This window comes from Kribbella lupini (genome assembly GCF_039529595.1).
GTDB classification, from domain to species: domain Bacteria; phylum Actinomycetota; class Actinomycetes; order Propionibacteriales; family Kribbellaceae; genus Kribbella; species Kribbella lupini.
This window is the reverse complement of the sequence record NZ_BAAANC010000002.1, coordinates 1,930,323-1,945,014: the sequence shown is the minus strand read 5'-3', so window position 1 is coordinate 1,945,014 and position 14,692 is coordinate 1,930,323. Positions and strand designations below refer to the sequence as shown.

Sequence of the window (14,692 nt, the reverse complement as noted above, 5' to 3'; positions counted from 1 at the left end):
GTCAGGGGTTGGCCGGGTGGTACGCGCAGGCGTCGCTGAGGTCCTCGGTGCCACCGGCCGGCGGCTTGACCGGCGTGTTCGACTTGCCGCCGGACGGCTTGCGGGTCGGCGTACCGGTGGTGGAGGCGACCGGCTTCTTGCCCGCGATCGCGTTCTGGACGATCTCCGCCATCGCCTCGTAGTTCGGGTTCTGGCCGCTGGGGAAGTTCTTCTTCTTGTCCAGGTCGATGTTGGTGACCTTGGCGCCCTTCACCTTGAGCCCGAGCTCGATGAAGGCCGGCAGGATCTCCTGCGGGATGTCGGTCTGCAGCAGCTTCTTGCTGGCCGACGCGATCTGCTGGTACTTGGTCACCAGGGTCTTCGGGTTGGCGCTGTTGACGATCGCGTGGATCGTGCAGCGCTGGCGCTCCTGCCGGGATGCGTCGTCCAGGCCGTAGCGGCCGCGCGCGAACCAGAGCGCGTCGTGGCCGTTCAGCTTCTGGTCCGGACCGGGCTGCAGGTAGTCCTTCGGCAGGATGTCGTCGCCCGAGCCCGGACCCTTGTAGTCGCCGCCGATCGGCACCTTGTAGTTGATGTTGACCGAGATCCCGCCGAGCGCGTCGACGATCGACTCGAAGCCCTTGAGGTTGACCTGCATGTAGTAGTCGATGTCCAGGCCGAGCGCCGCGCCGGCCGAGACCTTCAGCACGTCGGCGCCCTCGTTGTCGGACGCGCCGAGCGCGCCGGGGTGGGCGGCCGGGAGGTTCCGGTACATCGCGTCGAGGTAGAACTCGGGCTGCTCGGCCGGGCCGTCGGGATCGTAGAAGCCGTCCGGGTAGAACTTGTGCAGCGGGGAGTCCTCCGGGAACGGCATCCGCATCCAGTTCCGGCTGAGCGAGATCAGCTTGGTGTCGCCGGTCTTGGTGTCGATGCTGGCGACCATCACGGTGTCGGTCCGGGTGCCCTCGCGGCCGGCGCCGTCGTCCGCGCCGAGCAGCAGGAGGTTCAGCCGGGGCGTGTCCGCCCAGGGGTCCTTCTTGTCCTCGACCTTCGGCCGGGTCGCGCTCTTGGAGTTGCCCTCGGAGGCGAACACGCTGCCGACCAGGTCGCGCTGGGCCATCACCGATTGCGCCGCCACGGTGGTGGGTACCGCGATGGCGAAGCAGAGCAGACCGACGAACGCCGAGCCGGCCAGCCGGCCGACCGCGGTCAGGCTGACCGGGCGGAGCAGCTTGTGGGAGGCGACCACGATCCAGATCCAGAGCAGCCCCAGGACGACCAGTGCGGCGGTCGCGATCAGCAGCTGACTCGGGTCGACGGCCAGCGTCAGCACCGCGTCACGCTTGGTCAGACCGATGTACGCCGCCAGGCCGAGCAGGCCGACGCTGAGCGTCATGACGAACGCGCCGAGCTTGGTCCGGCCGCCCATCAGGAACCCGGATCCGGGGACCAGGGCGCTGACCAGGGTGAGGCCGATCGCCTTCGAGACCGTCCGGGCCCGGTGCGCTTTGTGGCGCGACCGGCTGGCCTTGGGTGCAGACCTCCGACCGGCTGCGCGAGTGCTCCGCGACATGGCTCCGTTCCCTGGATCGACGACGGGTGGCGGCGATGCGGACCCGCGACGCGCGGGCCCTGAGGGCAGGCTGATGACCTGGTGGGATCAGCTCCCCGGTAGTACAGACGCCGTCACGGCCTCCTCGGTTGACTTCGAGCTTCGACCCCCGTCGATTCGGCCAGATTACAGGGGGCCCGGGCAACACTCCCAAGGCGTCCGGTCCCGGCCGTGCCCGGTCGCCGGGTGCCCGCTTTGCTCCGACGGCATCCGGCCGGATAGTCTTGGCCGTCGTCGTGTCCCGTACGGGGCCGTCGGAGGAGGCGTCGCCTAGTCCGGTCGATGGCGCCCGCCTGCTAAGCGGGTTGAGGGTAATCCCCTCTCGCGGGTTCAAATCCCGCCGCCTCCGCAGTACGAAAGAGCCGCCAGCACCCGCTGGCGGCTCTTGTCGTTTCAGCCGAAGGCCAGAGCCTTCGCCTCGCCCAGCCGCTCGACCGAGCGGGGCGTCACCGGCTCGAGCCCGACGATCAGGTGCTCGACCCCGAGCTCGGCGTACGCCGTGAAGACCTCGGCCAGCTCCTCGACCGTGCCGGCGAACCCGCTGGGGTCGCCGGCGTCGCGCTGCTCGGGGTCGCGAATCGTGAGCCCGACCGTCTTGCTCACCGCGCCGGCCGGCCGGTCGTTCCGGGCCAGCGCCTCGTCCAGGTCCGCCAGCCGCCCGCGGACCTTGTCGTCGACCGCGCCGAACCAGGCCGTGTTCCACTGGTCGGCCCACTGCGCGGTCAGGTCCAGCATCCGCGGCTGCCGGGAAGCGATCAGGATCGGGATCCGCCGGTCCGGCTGCGGCACGAGCGTGGCCTCGTTCACCGTGTAGTACGTGCCCTTCTTCGTGACCGTCTCGCCGCGGATCAGCCGCGCCACGATCTCGACCCACTCCGCGAACCGCGACGCCCGGTGGTCGGTCGGCAGTCCGAACGCCTCGTACTCCGGGTCGTGCCAGCCCGCGCCGACGCCGAGGATCACGCGGCCGCCGGAGACGTCGTCGAGCGTCGTCGCCATCTGCGCGACCAGCCCCGGGTCACGGAACGTCGAGCAGAGCACCATCGTGCCGAGCTCGACCTTCTCGGTCACCGCCGCCACCGCGCTCAGCAGCGTCCACGCCTCCTGCATCCCGTACGTCGTACCGCTCGGGTCGCGGTAGAAGAAGTGGTCCGCGAGCCAGACCGAGTCCAGCCCGGCATCCTCGGTCGCGAGCGCGATCCGGCGCGTGTCGGCCCACCGGGGCATCTGTCCGTCCGGCCCGTCGTCCCCGCCGACCGGCAACATCACTCCAAGTTTCATCTGGCCAACATATGTGCGGCAACGGGCGTGCCGCAGGTGTGACCGGGTTTCGGGGTGGGTAACTGGGGAGGTGCCCGGCGGGTGAGGCCGCGGTGAGGAGCGGGCGTTCGGCGAAGCCTTTGACCTCACGAAAGGGTGTGGTGGCGGTGACGGATTCAGCCGTCAGACCGCAGGTGTACGACCTCCGTTTGTTCCTCCAGCTGTCCCTCCCGGCGCATGTCGCCTGCTGGGTCGACAGCGCCTGGCGACCGGCCTGGCTGGTCAGCCGGCTGCACTGCGGGGACGGCTGGGTCGGCCTGGTCCAGTACGAGGGGCCGACCGGCCAGGAGCACACCGCACGGGTAGCGCTCGACCGCATCGCTCCACCACCCCGCGTCTGACTCCCCGACCGGGGCAGTGGACGGGCGATGCACCCGCCTGTCCACTGACCCCACTACGGCGAAACGCCTCGCCCCTGGTGGGGGACGAGGCGCTTCGCGCTCTCCGGCGTACTGGCTTCCGGTCAGCCGCCGGCGTACTGGGTCAGGCGCCGAGGCGGCTGCGCAGGGTGTCCAGCTCGAGCCGCAGCTCGGCCGGGACGGTGTCGCCGAGCTTGGCGAACCACTCCTCGATCAGCGGCAGCTCGGCCTTCCACTCCTCGGCGTCGACGTTCAGCGCGACCTGCAGCGCCTCCGGCGTCAGCTCCAGCCCGCTCACGTCCAGCGCGTCGGGCGTGGGCACCGCACCGATCGGGGTCTCGACCGCGTCGGCCTGGCCCTCGATCCGGTCGATCATCCACTTGAGCACCCGGCTGTTCTCCGAGAAGCCCGGCCAGACGAACTTGCCCGCCTCGTCCTTGCGGAACCAGTTCACGTAGAACACCTTCGGCAGCAAGGCGTCATCGTGCTCCTTGCCGACCGTCAGCCAGTGGTTCAGGTACTGGCCCGCGTCGTAGCCGAGGAACGGCAGCATCGCCATCGGGTCGCGCCGGACCACGCCGACCTCGCCGACCGCGGCCGCGGTGGTCTCCGACGACAGCGTCGCGCCCATGAACACGCCGTGCTGCCAGTCGCGCGCCTCGGTCACCAGCGGGACCGTGGTCGCCCGGCGGCCGCCGAAGATGATCGCCGAGATCGGGACCCCGTTCGGGTCGTCGTACTCGTCGGCGATGATCGGGCACTGCAGGATCGGCGTGCAGAACCGGCTGTTCGGGTGGCTGGACAGCTCGCCGTTGCCCGGCGTCCAGTCGCGGCCCTTCCAGTCGGTCAGGTGGTTCGGCGGGGTCTCGGAGTAGCCCTCCCACCAGACGTCGCGGTCGTCGGTCAGCGCGACGTTGGTGAAGACCGAGTTGCCCTTCTCGATCGTGCGCATCGCGTTCGGGTTGGTCTTCCAGCCGGTGCCCGGCGCGACGCCGAACAGGCCGAACTCCGGGTTCACGGCGTACAAGCGGCCGTCCTCGCCGAAGCGCATCCAGGCGATGTCGTCGCCGAGCGTCTCGACCTCCCAGCCGTCCAGCGTCGGGTCGAGCATCGCCAGGTTGGTCTTGCCGCAGGCGCTCGGGAACGCGGCCGCGACGTAGTGCACCTTCTTCTCCGGCGAGATCAGCTTCAGGATCAGCATGTGCTCGGCCAGCCAGCCCTCGTCACGGGCCATCGCGCTCGCGATCCGCAGCGAGTAGCACTTCTTGCCCAGCAGCGAGTTGCCGCCGTACCCGGAGCCGTAGGACCAGATCGTCCGCTCCTCGGGGAACTGGACGATGTACTTCTCGTCGTTGCACGGCCACATCACGTCGGCCTGACCCGGCTCGAGCGGCGCGCCGACCGAGTGCAGGCACGGGACGTACGGCGCGTCCGCGCCCATCTTCGCGAGCACCTCGGCGCCGGTGCGGGCCATGATCCGCATCGAGGCGACGACGTACGCCGAGTCGGTGATCTCGACGCCGAACATCGGCTTCTCGGCGCTCAGCGGACCCATGCAGAACGGGACGACGTACATCGTCCGGCCCTTCATGCTGCCCCGGTAGAGGTCGGTCATCAGGGCCTTCATCTCGGCCGGGTCCATCCAGTTGTTGGTCGGACCGGCGTCGGCCTCGTCGACCGAGCAGATGAACGTGCGCTGCTCGACGCGGGCGACGTCCGAGGGGTCGGTGCGGGCCCAGAACGAGTTCGGCTTCTTCTCGTCGTTCAGGCGGACCAGCGTGCCGGCCGCGATCAGCTCGTCGGTGAGCTTCTTGTACTCCGCGTCGCTGCCGTCGACCCAGTGGATCCGGTCGGGCTGCGTGAGCGCGGCGACCTCGGCCACCCAGGCCCGCAGGCCCTCGTGCTCAGTCGGGGCGTTCGTCAGGTCGATGGTGTGCGGTGCAGCGGAGCTCTCGACACTGAGCGCTTCCTCGGTCTGGGCAGGGCTGGCGGTGGTCGTCATCGGCGGCTCATTCCCCTGTTCGGCGGTGTGATCGGTCGCATACCAGTAACTCCGGTGGGCGTATACCAGTGTGCAAGTGGTACTAACGGTACGCGACCTGGTGGCGTGTTGAGAACCGCGAGTGCGTGAGCCCGATCACAAACTTTTGCCGACAACCGCTTTCCGCCGGAAGTTTCTTGTCGGTAGCCGGTGCAGGACGTACTGAAGCCCCGCGCCGAGGGGATTTGGCGCGGGGCTTCGGGGGTGAGTGGTCTGGTGCTTGGCGACTTGCTCGGGTCGGGCTAGTTCTCGGTGGGGCGGCCGCCGAAGCGCCAGACGTGGACGGCGGCGCCGGGCCGGAGCTCGGCCGCGGCCTCGGGGGTCGGGGCTTCGACGAGCGCCGCTTGGCCGACGAGCGTCGTACCGTCGAGCAGGTCCCCGTACAGGATCACGTGCGGCGACGCCGGCGGCTCGTGGTCGACGCCGTCCGTGGCGAGCAGCAGGTAGCGCGTGTAGCCCGGGACCGCGCCGGTGAAGTCCCACATCGTCGTGCCGACGCGTTTGCGGAAGCCGCGGACCAGGACGTCGTCGAAAACGCCGGCGAGGTAGTACGGCTCGTCGTACGCGAACCGCTCGGCGGCCTCGGCGTCCGGTAGGTCGAGGATGTGCAGGCTGCCGGTGGTCTCGGCGTCCTCGTCGTCGTGGGTCAGCGTCGGCCCGCGCGCGATCAGCTCCTCGGCGTACCGGTCCATGAAGGTCCAGTGCTGCTCGCTGAGCTCGACCTTCAACGGGAACGCCCCGGCGCGGTCACGCCCGTACACGAAGTACTCCATCCTCGATCCTCTCCTGGAACCAGTTGCCGCGAGCACGCGTCGTACCGCCCGTTGAACCCCGGACGGGAGAAGCTTCCCCGACAAGCACGGGGTCACGTCGATCGCACAGGAGATGAGTATGGGCAAGGAAGAGCGTCAGGCGCGCAAGGACGACGCGGCGGCGCAGAAGGCGGCCGATCTGCTGAAGGCACACCTGAACGTGCCCAAGAAGCTCGAGGAGATGGGCCACAAGAAGGCCGCGGACAACATCCGGGCCAAGGGTGGCCGCTGGGACTCCCCGGAGGTCCGCAAGGACGCCGAAGGCCGCGGTCGCTGACCCTCGGGAACGACAAAGCCCCAGGTCGTCCACCTGGTGACCTGGGGCTTTGCTGGCGCGCTCGGAGGGATTCGAACCCCCAACCTTCTGATCCGTAGTCAGATGCTCTATCCGTTGAGCTACGAGCGCAGGCAACGACGAAAACGATACAACGAGACCGGCTCTTGGTGGTAATCGGGGGTGAGCGGGCGCGGGACGCGGGCGCCGCGGGCCTGCCGGCACTACATTCCGGGCATGGACATCGGTGATCTGCTCGGTGGGCGGGACCTCAACGACGTGAAGAAGGCCGTCGGGTTCGTACTGGAGAACTCCGACGACTTCGAGAAGGTCCTCAAGCTGGTGAAGGACCTGCCGGACGACGCGCTCGGGTTCATCGGCAAGCTGCCGGACCTGCTGAAGACGATCGGCGGCGGGCTGGCCGAGGCCGGTGAGCAGGCGGCGAAGGCGGCCGGTGCGCTGGTGGGGGACGACGGCGAGGGCGGCGCGCGGAAGGCGCTCAGCGGCAGCGCGACCACGATGAACGCGGCCCGCGACCGGCTGAAGGACGCCGCCGGGATGCTGGCCGGGTTGGCCGGCGAGCTGGACAAGATCCCGGGCATCGGCGACGCGGCGGCCAAGCGGCTGAACGACGGGAGCGGTCAGGTCAGCGGCGTCGCGACCGAGATCGAAACCCTGGCCGGGAACCTGCAGGACCTGTCCGGCATTCTCGCGTCGGTCGGCGAGGCGCTGTCCGGGCTCGGCAGCAAGCTGAGCGAGTCCGGCGGGACGGTCAAAACCCTGCTGGGGTGAGCTGTGCTTTTGGCGTCGACTTCGTCGCCGCGGGTTTTGGGGCTTTGTCTCCCGCTCTTCCCTCGTCGGTCGGTCGCTGCGCTCCCTCCCTCCTCAGTCCAGAGCGGGAGGCCCCAAAACCTTCGGGGACTCGATTGAGCTGTCGTGAATGTCGGGGGAACCGCGCTTCGGTTGCCGGCGTCTAAGACGCGTTGTCCGGGCGGTGCGAGCGTGATCGGTGAGGGAGAACTTCCGCGTGGCTAGGGTCTGGGGCGTGGCTGGTGGAGTGGTTCGGGGGACGCTGATCGCTTCCGGGGTGGCACTGGTCGCGGGGTTGGGGATCGGGTTCGCCTCGGGTGAGCCGGTGCACGAGGACGACGTGATCGGCGCGCGCAAGCTGCCGGCCGACTTGTGCGGGCGGCTCGGCGACATCTCCGCGTTGTTGCCCAAGGCATCTTCTCCGGTGTTCGCGCAGACCGGGACCGGCGAGGTGCGCTGCCGCGCGGTCGCCGAGGAGTCGGGCCAGCAGACCTTCACCGCCGCGACGGTCAACGTCCGGATCACGCCGTACGCCGGGAAGCTCGGCGGCGAGGGCGAGCCGCCGTTCCGGCCGGACCAGGTGGCACGCAAGGCGTTCGACCGCGAGAAGGGCGTCATCATGCCGGGTCGGCCGTACCCGACGCGGATCGACCGGTTCGGGCGGACCGGTGGCGAGGACTGGAAGGTGTCGGTTGTGGTGCTGCGCGACGACCTCGTCGTCCAGGTCGACTACGAGGCGCACCCGGTCGAGCCTGCCAAGGCCGAGCAGGCCGCGCTCGTGCTGGCCGACCGCGCGATCTGGGAGGCGAAGTGAACACCACGCCGGAGATCTCCGGCTACGAGCTGGACCAGCGGCTGCTGGACCACCCGCTCGCCGAGATCTGGCGCGGGCGGTCGTTCACCGGGATGGAGGTCGTCGTCCTCGTGCTGAGCACGGCCGGTGCCGACGACCCCGCGGTCCGCGACCGCCTCAGCCAGGCCAGCCGCTCCGCCGCGCTCGGCCCGCAGCATGAGGAGCTGCCGCTCTGGGCCGCCAACCTGACCGCTACCAGGCCGTACGCCGTCACGCAGCTCGTCCCCGGCCGGTCCGGCGCCGAGCGCCTGCTCGACCCGCTCGACGGCCTGCTCGGCAACGACGAGGAGTCCCTGACCGCGGTCCGCCAGCAGCTCGCGCCGTACGGCGCCGCCCCGATCGCGGGCGAAGCCTCGCAGCCCGATGCCGGCGCAGACGCCCGTCCCCCTTCAAACGGAGCGGCAAGCTCCGCGGACCGCAAGAAGTGGCCGTACGTCGTCGCGGTGGTCGTCGTACTCGCCGTGTTCAGCATCACCTACTCCGTCGGCGCCGCGATCAAGAGCGCGACCTCCGACGTCGACCCGGTCGTCCCACCGCCGGCCGCGGTCAGCCCTGGCGCGATGCCGACCGGCGTGCTCAGCCCCGGGATCGACAAGATGACCTCCGTGCCGTGGTCCCGGTCGAAGCCGTTCGCTCCGGTGGTCGGCGCGATCTACCCGCTGGGCGCGGACCTCCAGGTCGCGCGGCAGCTCGACCTGCCGTTCGAGTTCGGCTTCCCGCAGCCGCCGGTGCTCGACGAGAAGCTGGCCGCCGAGTCGTCGACGACGATCTACCGCCGCGTGCACACCGGGACGACCCCGGCGGGGCTCGACCTGCGGATCGCCCTGCGCCCGTGCACTGACCAGGCGGCGTGCCTGGCCGGTCGGGCGGCGTTCGACAAGGAGTGGAGTACGACGTACAAGACCGCCGCTCCGACCACTCCGCGGAACAGCACGACCTGGTACGCCGTCAGCAGCAAGCCGTACACGCTGGTGATGAGCCATATCTTCAGCTCCCAGGGCCGTTGGTGGCTGGTCGGCGCGGCCGCCGTGGCGGCGCCGGGCGAGGAGCCCGCCGCCCAGAAGGTGATCAACGACATCTGGCGCCAGACCAGCTGACCGCGCCGTCCCGCCGGACCGCGGCAGCCGACGCCGACCGGCACTCCGTCGTGTCCCCACCCCGCGTCACGCGCCCGCGCGGCGCAGTACGGTGGCGACACACCGGCAGCGGCATAGAACGCGCGGTGCGCGGGTTGTCATCCGGTGGACGGACTACGACGGAGGAGCGAGACGGTGGGCATTCGGATCGGTTACAAGGCGTCGGCGGAGCAGTTCGGACCGCGGGACCTGGTCGAGTACGCGGTACGCGCGGAGGAGCTCGGGCTGGACAGCGTCACCGTCTCCGACCACTTCCTGCCCTGGCGGCACGAGGGCGGGCACGCGCCGTTCGCGCTGGCCTGGATGGCTGCCGTCGGCGAGCGGACGAACCGGGTGCTGATCGGTACGTCGGTGCTCACCCCGACGTTCCGCTACAACCCGGCCGTGATCGCGCAGGCGTTCGCGACGCTCGGCGTGCTCTACCCGGGCCGGATCATGCTCGGCGTCGGCAGCGGCGAGGCGCTGAACGAGATCGCTGTGTCGGGCCGCGAGTGGCCCGAGTTCAAGGAGCGGTTCGCGCGGCTGCGCGAGTCGGTCGACCTGATCCGCGCACTCTGGACGGAGGAGACGGTCAGCTCCGACGGGCCGTTCTACAAGACCGTCGAGGCGTCGATCTACGACCGCCCGGAGACGCCGCTGAAGATCTACGTGGCCGCCGGCGGACCGCTGGTCGCCAAGTACGCCGGCCGCGCGGGCGACGGTTTCATCGCGACCTCCGGCAAGGGCATGGAGCTGTACAACGACAAGCTGATGCCGGCCGTTCGTGAGGGCGCCGAGAAGGCCGGCAAGAAGTTCGAGGACGTCGACCGGATGCTCGAGGTCAAGGTCTCCTACGACCGCGATCCGGAGGCCGCGCTGGAGAACACCCGCTTCTGGGCGCCGCTGTCGCTGACGCCGGAGCAGAAGCACAGCGTGGACAGCGCGACCGAGATGGAGCGGCTGGCCGACGAGCTGCCGATCGAGCAGGTCGCCAAGCGCTGGATCGTTGCCTCCGACCCCGAAGAGGTCGTGAAGCAGTTCCAGCCGTACCTCGAGGCCGGCTTCAACCACTTCGTGGTGCACGGCCCCGGTCACGACCAGGAGCGCTTCCTGACCCAGTTCACCGAGGACGTCGTCCCGCTGCTGCGCAAGCTCGGCTGATTACCGGCCCCGCCGGGTGGGGACTGTCCGGACATGGAGCAATGGGCGGACAGTCCGTACCGGGTCGGCATCTCCGGCTGGCGGTACGCGCCGTGGCGGAAGGTGTTCTACCCGGACGGGCTGCCGCAGCGGGCCGAGCTGGAGTACGCGTCGCGGCGGCTGAACTCGATCGAGCTGAACGGGTCGTTCTACTCGCTGCAGCACGTCTCGTCGTACCGGCGCTGGTACGACCAGACGCCGCCGGGGTTCGTGTTCTCGGTCAAGGGGCCGCGGTTCATCACGCAGATGAAGAAGCTCGAGGGCGTCGAGACGCCGCTGGCCAACTTCTTCGCCTCCGGGGTGCTCGCGCTCGGGGAAAAGTTCGGGCCGGTGCTGTGGCAGCTGCCGCCGACCCTGGGGTACGACGAGGACCGGCTCGCGCGGTTCTTCGAGTTGTTGCCTCGGACAACTGGTGAGGCGGCGAAGCTGGCCCGCAAGCACGATGAGCGGATGAAGGACCGGTCGTTGCTGGAGGCGCCGGTTGAGCAACCGGTCCGGCACGCGCTGGAGGTGCGGCACCCGTCGTACGAGCACGGCCGGTTCGTCGACCTGCTGCGCGAGCACGACATCGCGCTGGTCTGCGCCGACACGGCGGGGAAGTGGCCGATGCTCGACGACGTGACGGCGTCGGACTTCGTCTACGTGCGGTTGCACGGCGCGGACGAGCTGTACGTGAGCGGGTACGACGACGCCGCGCTGGACCGGTGGGCGGGGCGGATCAAGACGTGGCACGGCGGCCGCACGCCGACCAACGGGCAGCGCGTCGGATCGCCCGCGCCGCGGCGGCAGCGCGAGGTGTTCGCGTACTTCGACAACGACGTGAAGGTCCGCGCGCCGTACGACGCGATGGGCCTGGCCGAGCGGCTGGGGATATCGGGTTGAGCCGGTGGCGGTAGCGCGCGGACAATCACCGGGATGACGTTCGAGGTGGTTCGCGCCGACGACCCGCGCTGCGCCGTACTGGAGGCCGCCGGGTACACCGTCGTCGGCGAGTCCTGGGGCGCGCGGCTGCACGACCCGGACCCGGTGAAGCTGGAGCAGGTGGTACGCCGGGCGACCGGCGTGGTCGTGCACGAGCTCGGGCCGTCGTACGCGGAGGCGCTGCACGCGCTGGAGCAGGCGAACGAGGCGGACTACCCGTACACCCCGGCAACGCAGCGGACGGTCGGGTCGCTCGAGACGATCAGGGAGCTGTGGACGACGGGCCGGGTCTTCGGCGCGCTTGACGGGGACAGGCTGGTCGCGGCGACCACCATCAGCCTGATCGGCACCCGCGGGGAGACCGGCTTCACCTCGGTGCTCGCCGGGTACCGCCGTCGCGGGATCGGGCAGGCTGTCAAGGCGCTGTCGATCCTCACGCTGTACGCCGAGGGGGTGCGCCTGTTCGGCACCGGCGGCGCCGCACTCAACGATGCCAGCCTGGGCGCGAACCTTGCCCTCGGCTACGTCGTCGAAGAACGCTGGCGCTCCTACGCCCCACCCGCGGACTGACTCAGGTCGGGATCCACTCCGGCCACCAGGCCGGGACGTTGGCCGGGCAGATCGGCGCGGCCATCCCGGCCGGGGTGCCGGCCCACGAGAAGAGGGCCAGGTCGGCGATGGCGATCGCGACCAGCGCGCCGATCAGCGGCATCAGGAACTTCCCGCCGCCGCCCTTCTTCATCACCCGCCACACCACGCTGAACAGCACGATGTTGACGACCATCGCCACCGGCAGCCCGACGAACAACAACGTCGGCCCGTTGCCGACGCCGTTGACCTTCACACCACAGTCGTCCCAGGCCCGCCGCGTGATCCACAGCAACCCGAACCCCGCCGCCCCACCGATCACCAACGAGAAGAACGACAACCGGTTGCCTTTACCCATACCCCCAACCGTAGGGTCTCCCGGCTCCCGTCGCCTCCCGCAACGCCTGTCCCGGGCCCCTGCAAGACCTGGCATCAGGGCATGACGCGCCAGGCGTACGGCGTACTGGCTGCTGTCAGGTGCTGATGGTGACCGGGCGCTCGGGGGTCGTCAGCGGGTCCGAGGCGAGGCGGGCGTGGCGTTCTACGTCGTACCGGGTGCCGTCGTAGGCGAGGCGTTCGCGTTCCAGGCCCTCGAACAGGAAACCGGCGCCGGCGGCGACGCCGCAGGAGGCCGGGTTGTTGGTGCGGTGACCTAGTTCGAGCCGGTAGAGGCCGGCGTCGTGGTGGGCCCAGTCGGCGAGGGCGCGCAGGGCGTCGCGGGCGATGCCCTGGCCGCGGACCTCGGCGATGGTCCAGTACCAGGTCCAGCCGACCTGGTGACGGTCGATGTTGGTGACCGCCACGCAGCCGACCGGGTGGTCGTCGCCGTCCACCACGGCGTACACGTGCCCGTTGTCGAGGTCGGCGACCCGGCCGATCCAGTCGACGGCGCTCGCGGTGTCGCGGATGCCGCCCTGGTTGGCCATGTCCGGATCCGCGTGCGCGGCGGTCAGGCGCAACGCGTCAGCTACTCGCCACCGCCGGAGCTCGAGCGTCGCCAGGTCGTAACCCATTCGTCGAATCTACCCCCGGCGCCGCAATCACAACCCTCTCCACCGGCCTGTCCTGCCCGTACGCCGGTACGCCGCGCCGCCGGTCCGGAGTACAGGCAGGATGGGCCCATGCGATTTCTCGACTTCTCTGACCAGGTTGTGCTCGTCACCGGCGCCAGCAGCGGGATCGGGGCGGCGGCGGCCGTCGGGTTCGCGGAGGCCGGCGCGACGGTCGCGCTGCACTTCCACGCCAACGAGTCCGGCGCGCAGCACACGCTGAACGCGGTGCACACCGCCGGTGGCAGCGGATCGATCCACCAGGCCGACCTCGCCGACTCCGCCCAGGCCGATGCGCTCGTCGACGCAGTCCTCGCCAAGCACGGGCGCATCGACGTGCTGGTGAACAACGCCGGCGACCTGGTCAAGCGCTCGCCGGTGACCGAGGTACCGGACGAGGAGTTCCACCGGATCATCGACGTCAACCTGACCTCGGTGTTCGCGATGAGCCGGCGGATCGTCCCGGTCTTCCGCGGCCAGGGCGGCGGCACGATCGTCAACGTCACGTCGATCGCCGGACGGAACGGCGGTGGCGGCGGCTCGGTCGTCTACGCGACCAGCAAAAGCGCCGTCAGCACGTTCACCCGCGGCCTGGCCAAGGAGCTCGCCCCCGACGGCATCCGCGTCAACGCGATCTCTCCCGGCGTCATCAGCACCCCGTTCCACGACCGCCACACCGGCGAGGAGCAGCTGAAGGCCATGCTCGCCACCATCCCGCTGGGCCGCACCGGCACCCCGCACGAGTGCGTCGGCACGATCCTGTTCCTCGCCTCCGACGCGATGAGCTCCTACGTCACCGGCCAGATCATCGAAGTGAATGGCGGCCAGTTGATGCCTTGACCGAGCGGTCCCGCCGGAACAGCCGGTTGTGGTCCAGCAGCGCGGCAGGCCGGTACCCCAGCTGGTTCAGTACGTCGTACAGCTCGCGCCGCTGGTCCTCCCGCTTGTCCTCGACCAGTACGGCGCGCGGCCGCAGCCGCGTGATCGTGTGCGCGGCACCCCGCAGTACGGCGAGCTCCGAGCCCTCGACGTCGAGCTTCATCACGTCCAGCCGCGGCAGGTCGTTGGCCCGGGCCCAGTCGTCGAGCCGGACCACCGGCACCTGCTGGACGACGTCGCCGTCACCGCCCAGCGAACGCACCCCGGTGTCGGCGGCGTCGTACCGGCTGTCCGCGCGCAGCACGGCCTCCTGCGCGCGGTCGCCGAGTGCCGCCTGAACGAGCTCGACGAACTCCGCGAGACCGTTGCGTTCGGCGGCCTCTTCCAGCTTGCTCCCGGCGTCGCCGGCCGGTTCGAAGGCGATCACCCGGCCCGAGCTGAGGTCGCGGATCCGCAGCGCCGCGCCGAGCGTGTGCAGGCCGATGTTCGCGCCGACGTCGAGCAGGACGTCACCCGCTCGCAGCTCCGCGGTCAGAAACCGCGAGGTCGCCGGCTCGTACCGGCCCGCGTAGTACAGGATCGCCTGCAGGTTGTCGCGCAGATCGAGCCGCAACCGCAGACCGTGCCGCCGGACGTCGACAGCGTCGACAGCCCAGGCCGGTGAGATCTTCGCCAGCCCGGGGTTCGCGTCGGCCAGCCGCGGGGAGATCCGCAGCGCGATCCGCTGGACGCCGCCCGGGCGCAGGCCCTCGATCCGGCCGAGGACATGCGCCACCCGGCGCGCGGCGCCTGGCCCGGCCTTCGCCGCGGCCACGTACGGCAGCCGCCACGCCAGGCGCGCGATCAGCCCGTCCCGAACCTCCATCCCCTCTACGTACCC

16 protein-coding genes and 2 tRNA genes are annotated in these 14,692 nt (G+C 70.2%); 10 read left to right on the top strand and 8 right to left on the bottom strand.

The window, feature by feature from the left end; genetic code table 11:
* Position 1: 1 nt before the first annotated feature.
* Complete coding sequence (locus ABD235_RS22530) at positions 2-1,552, bottom strand: LCP family protein (protein WP_344177155.1); 1,551 nt, start codon at positions 1,550-1,552, stop codon at positions 2-4.
* A 298-nt stretch (positions 1,553-1,850) separates the two neighbouring features.
* On the opposite strand from ABD235_RS22530, the gene ABD235_RS22525 reads away from it, so the two are divergent.
* A tRNA-Ser gene (locus tag ABD235_RS22525) sits at positions 1,851-1,940 on the top strand.
* A 44-nt stretch (positions 1,941-1,984) separates the two neighbouring features.
* Here the strand turns inward: ABD235_RS22525 and ABD235_RS22520 are convergent.
* Positions 1,985-2,872: an LLM class flavin-dependent oxidoreductase gene (locus tag ABD235_RS22520; RefSeq protein ID WP_344177153.1), complete on the bottom strand. Its 888-nt coding sequence runs from the start codon at positions 2,870-2,872 to the stop codon at positions 1,985-1,987.
* 146 nt (positions 2,873-3,018) lie between these two features.
* Here ABD235_RS22520 and ABD235_RS22515 point away from each other — a divergent pair, with 146 nt between their 5' ends.
* Positions 3,019-3,252, top strand: a complete 234-nt coding sequence (locus ABD235_RS22515) for a hypothetical protein (RefSeq protein ID WP_344177150.1) — start codon at positions 3,019-3,021, stop codon at positions 3,250-3,252.
* 142 nt (positions 3,253-3,394) lie between these two features.
* Here ABD235_RS22515 and ABD235_RS22510 read toward each other — a convergent pair whose 3' ends face one another.
* Positions 3,395-5,272 (bottom strand): phosphoenolpyruvate carboxykinase (GTP), encoded by a 1,878-nt coding sequence (locus tag ABD235_RS22510; RefSeq protein WP_344177148.1) that lies wholly within the window; start codon positions 5,270-5,272, stop codon positions 3,395-3,397.
* 281 nt (positions 5,273-5,553) lie between these two features.
* Positions 5,554-6,084: a YciI family protein gene (locus tag ABD235_RS22505; RefSeq protein WP_344177145.1), complete on the bottom strand. Its 531-nt coding sequence runs from the start codon at positions 6,082-6,084 to the stop codon at positions 5,554-5,556.
* Between the two features lie 118 nt (positions 6,085-6,202).
* On the opposite strand from ABD235_RS22505, the gene ABD235_RS22500 reads away from it, so the two are divergent.
* Positions 6,203-6,400 (top strand): hypothetical protein, encoded by a 198-nt coding sequence (locus ABD235_RS22500; RefSeq protein WP_344177142.1) that lies wholly within the window; start codon positions 6,203-6,205, stop codon positions 6,398-6,400.
* Positions 6,401-6,453: 53 nt separating this feature from the next.
* Here ABD235_RS22500 and ABD235_RS22495 read toward each other — a convergent pair.
* Positions 6,454-6,529 (bottom strand) — tRNA-Arg (locus tag ABD235_RS22495).
* 105 nt (positions 6,530-6,634) lie between these two features.
* On the opposite strand from ABD235_RS22495, the gene ABD235_RS22490 reads away from it, so the two are divergent.
* From ABD235_RS22490 to ABD235_RS22465, 6 genes are all read left to right on the top strand, one after another.
* A complete protein-coding gene (locus tag ABD235_RS22490) occupies positions 6,635-7,189 on the top strand; it encodes a hypothetical protein (RefSeq protein ID WP_344177139.1) in 555 nt (184 codons plus the stop codon).
* A gap of 253 nt (positions 7,190-7,442) precedes the next feature.
* The gene (locus ABD235_RS22485) at positions 7,443-8,021 is read left to right on the top strand and encodes a hypothetical protein (protein WP_344177135.1); all 579 of its coding nucleotides are present in this window, start codon (positions 7,443-7,445) and stop codon (positions 8,019-8,021) included.
* Positions 8,018-9,157 (top strand): hypothetical protein, encoded by a 1,140-nt coding sequence (locus ABD235_RS22480; protein ID WP_344177133.1) that lies wholly within the window; start codon positions 8,018-8,020, stop codon positions 9,155-9,157. Before ABD235_RS22485 ends, ABD235_RS22480 begins: the two co-directional genes overlap by 4 nt.
* A gap of 174 nt (positions 9,158-9,331) precedes the next feature.
* A complete protein-coding gene (gene fgd / locus ABD235_RS22475; RefSeq protein WP_344177131.1) occupies positions 9,332-10,336 on the top strand; it encodes a glucose-6-phosphate dehydrogenase (coenzyme-F420) in 1,005 nt (334 codons plus the stop codon).
* Positions 10,337-10,369: 33 nt separating this feature from the next.
* On the top strand, positions 10,370-11,257 hold the full coding sequence (locus tag ABD235_RS22470) for a DUF72 domain-containing protein (RefSeq protein WP_344177129.1): 888 nt from the start codon (positions 10,370-10,372) through the stop codon (positions 11,255-11,257).
* A 33-nt stretch (positions 11,258-11,290) separates the two neighbouring features.
* On the top strand, positions 11,291-11,866 hold the full coding sequence (locus tag ABD235_RS22465; RefSeq protein WP_344177127.1) for a hypothetical protein: 576 nt from the start codon (positions 11,291-11,293) through the stop codon (positions 11,864-11,866).
* Position 11,867: 1 nt separating this feature from the next.
* Here ABD235_RS22465 and ABD235_RS22460 read toward each other — a convergent pair whose 3' ends face one another.
* Positions 11,868-12,242, bottom strand: coding sequence for a hypothetical protein (locus ABD235_RS22460; RefSeq protein ID WP_344177125.1), 375 nt, complete (start codon positions 12,240-12,242; stop codon positions 11,868-11,870).
* Positions 12,243-12,357: 115 nt separating this feature from the next.
* Positions 12,358-12,897 carry a GNAT family N-acetyltransferase gene (locus ABD235_RS22455; protein ID WP_344177123.1) on the bottom strand — a complete coding sequence of 180 codons (540 nt, stop codon included), beginning with the start codon at positions 12,895-12,897 and terminating at the stop codon, positions 12,358-12,360.
* Between the two features lie 108 nt (positions 12,898-13,005).
* On the opposite strand from ABD235_RS22455, the gene ABD235_RS22450 reads away from it, so the two are divergent.
* Positions 13,006-13,773 (top strand): SDR family NAD(P)-dependent oxidoreductase, encoded by a 768-nt coding sequence (locus ABD235_RS22450; protein ID WP_344177121.1) that lies wholly within the window; start codon positions 13,006-13,008, stop codon positions 13,771-13,773.
* On the opposite strand, the gene ABD235_RS22445 is transcribed toward ABD235_RS22450, so the two are convergent.
* A complete protein-coding gene (locus ABD235_RS22445) occupies positions 13,739-14,677 on the bottom strand; it encodes an FkbM family methyltransferase (RefSeq protein WP_344177119.1) in 939 nt (312 codons plus the stop codon). The genes ABD235_RS22450 and ABD235_RS22445 overlap by 35 nt on opposite strands.
* Positions 14,678-14,692 lie beyond the last annotated feature (15 nt).

Coding starts and splice junctions, on each gene's coding strand:
- ABD235_RS22530 (WP_344177155.1), bottom strand. CDS start 1,552: ATGTCGCGGAGCACTCGCGCAGCCGGTCGGAGGTCTGCACCCAAGGCC.
- ABD235_RS22520 (WP_344177153.1), bottom strand. CDS start 2,872: ATGAAACTTGGAGTGATGTTGCCGGTCGGCGGGGACGACGGGCCGGAC.
- ABD235_RS22510 (WP_344177148.1), bottom strand. CDS start 5,272: ATGACGACCACCGCCAGCCCTGCCCAGACCGAGGAAGCGCTCAGTGTC.
- ABD235_RS22505 (WP_344177145.1), bottom strand. CDS start 6,084: ATGGAGTACTTCGTGTACGGGCGTGACCGCGCCGGGGCGTTCCCGTTG.
- ABD235_RS22500 (WP_344177142.1), top strand. CDS start 6,203: ATGGGCAAGGAAGAGCGTCAGGCGCGCAAGGACGACGCGGCGGCGCAG.
- ABD235_RS22490 (WP_344177139.1), top strand. CDS start 6,635: ATGGACATCGGTGATCTGCTCGGTGGGCGGGACCTCAACGACGTGAAG.
- ABD235_RS22470 (WP_344177129.1), top strand. CDS start 10,370: ATGGAGCAATGGGCGGACAGTCCGTACCGGGTCGGCATCTCCGGCTGG.
- ABD235_RS22465 (WP_344177127.1), top strand. CDS start 11,291: ATGACGTTCGAGGTGGTTCGCGCCGACGACCCGCGCTGCGCCGTACTG.
- ABD235_RS22460 (WP_344177125.1), bottom strand. CDS start 12,242: ATGGGTAAAGGCAACCGGTTGTCGTTCTTCTCGTTGGTGATCGGTGGG.
- ABD235_RS22455 (WP_344177123.1), bottom strand. CDS start 12,897: ATGGGTTACGACCTGGCGACGCTCGAGCTCCGGCGGTGGCGAGTAGCT.
- ABD235_RS22450 (WP_344177121.1), top strand. CDS start 13,006: ATGCGATTTCTCGACTTCTCTGACCAGGTTGTGCTCGTCACCGGCGCC.
- ABD235_RS22445 (WP_344177119.1), bottom strand. CDS start 14,677: ATGGAGGTTCGGGACGGGCTGATCGCGCGCCTGGCGTGGCGGCTGCCG.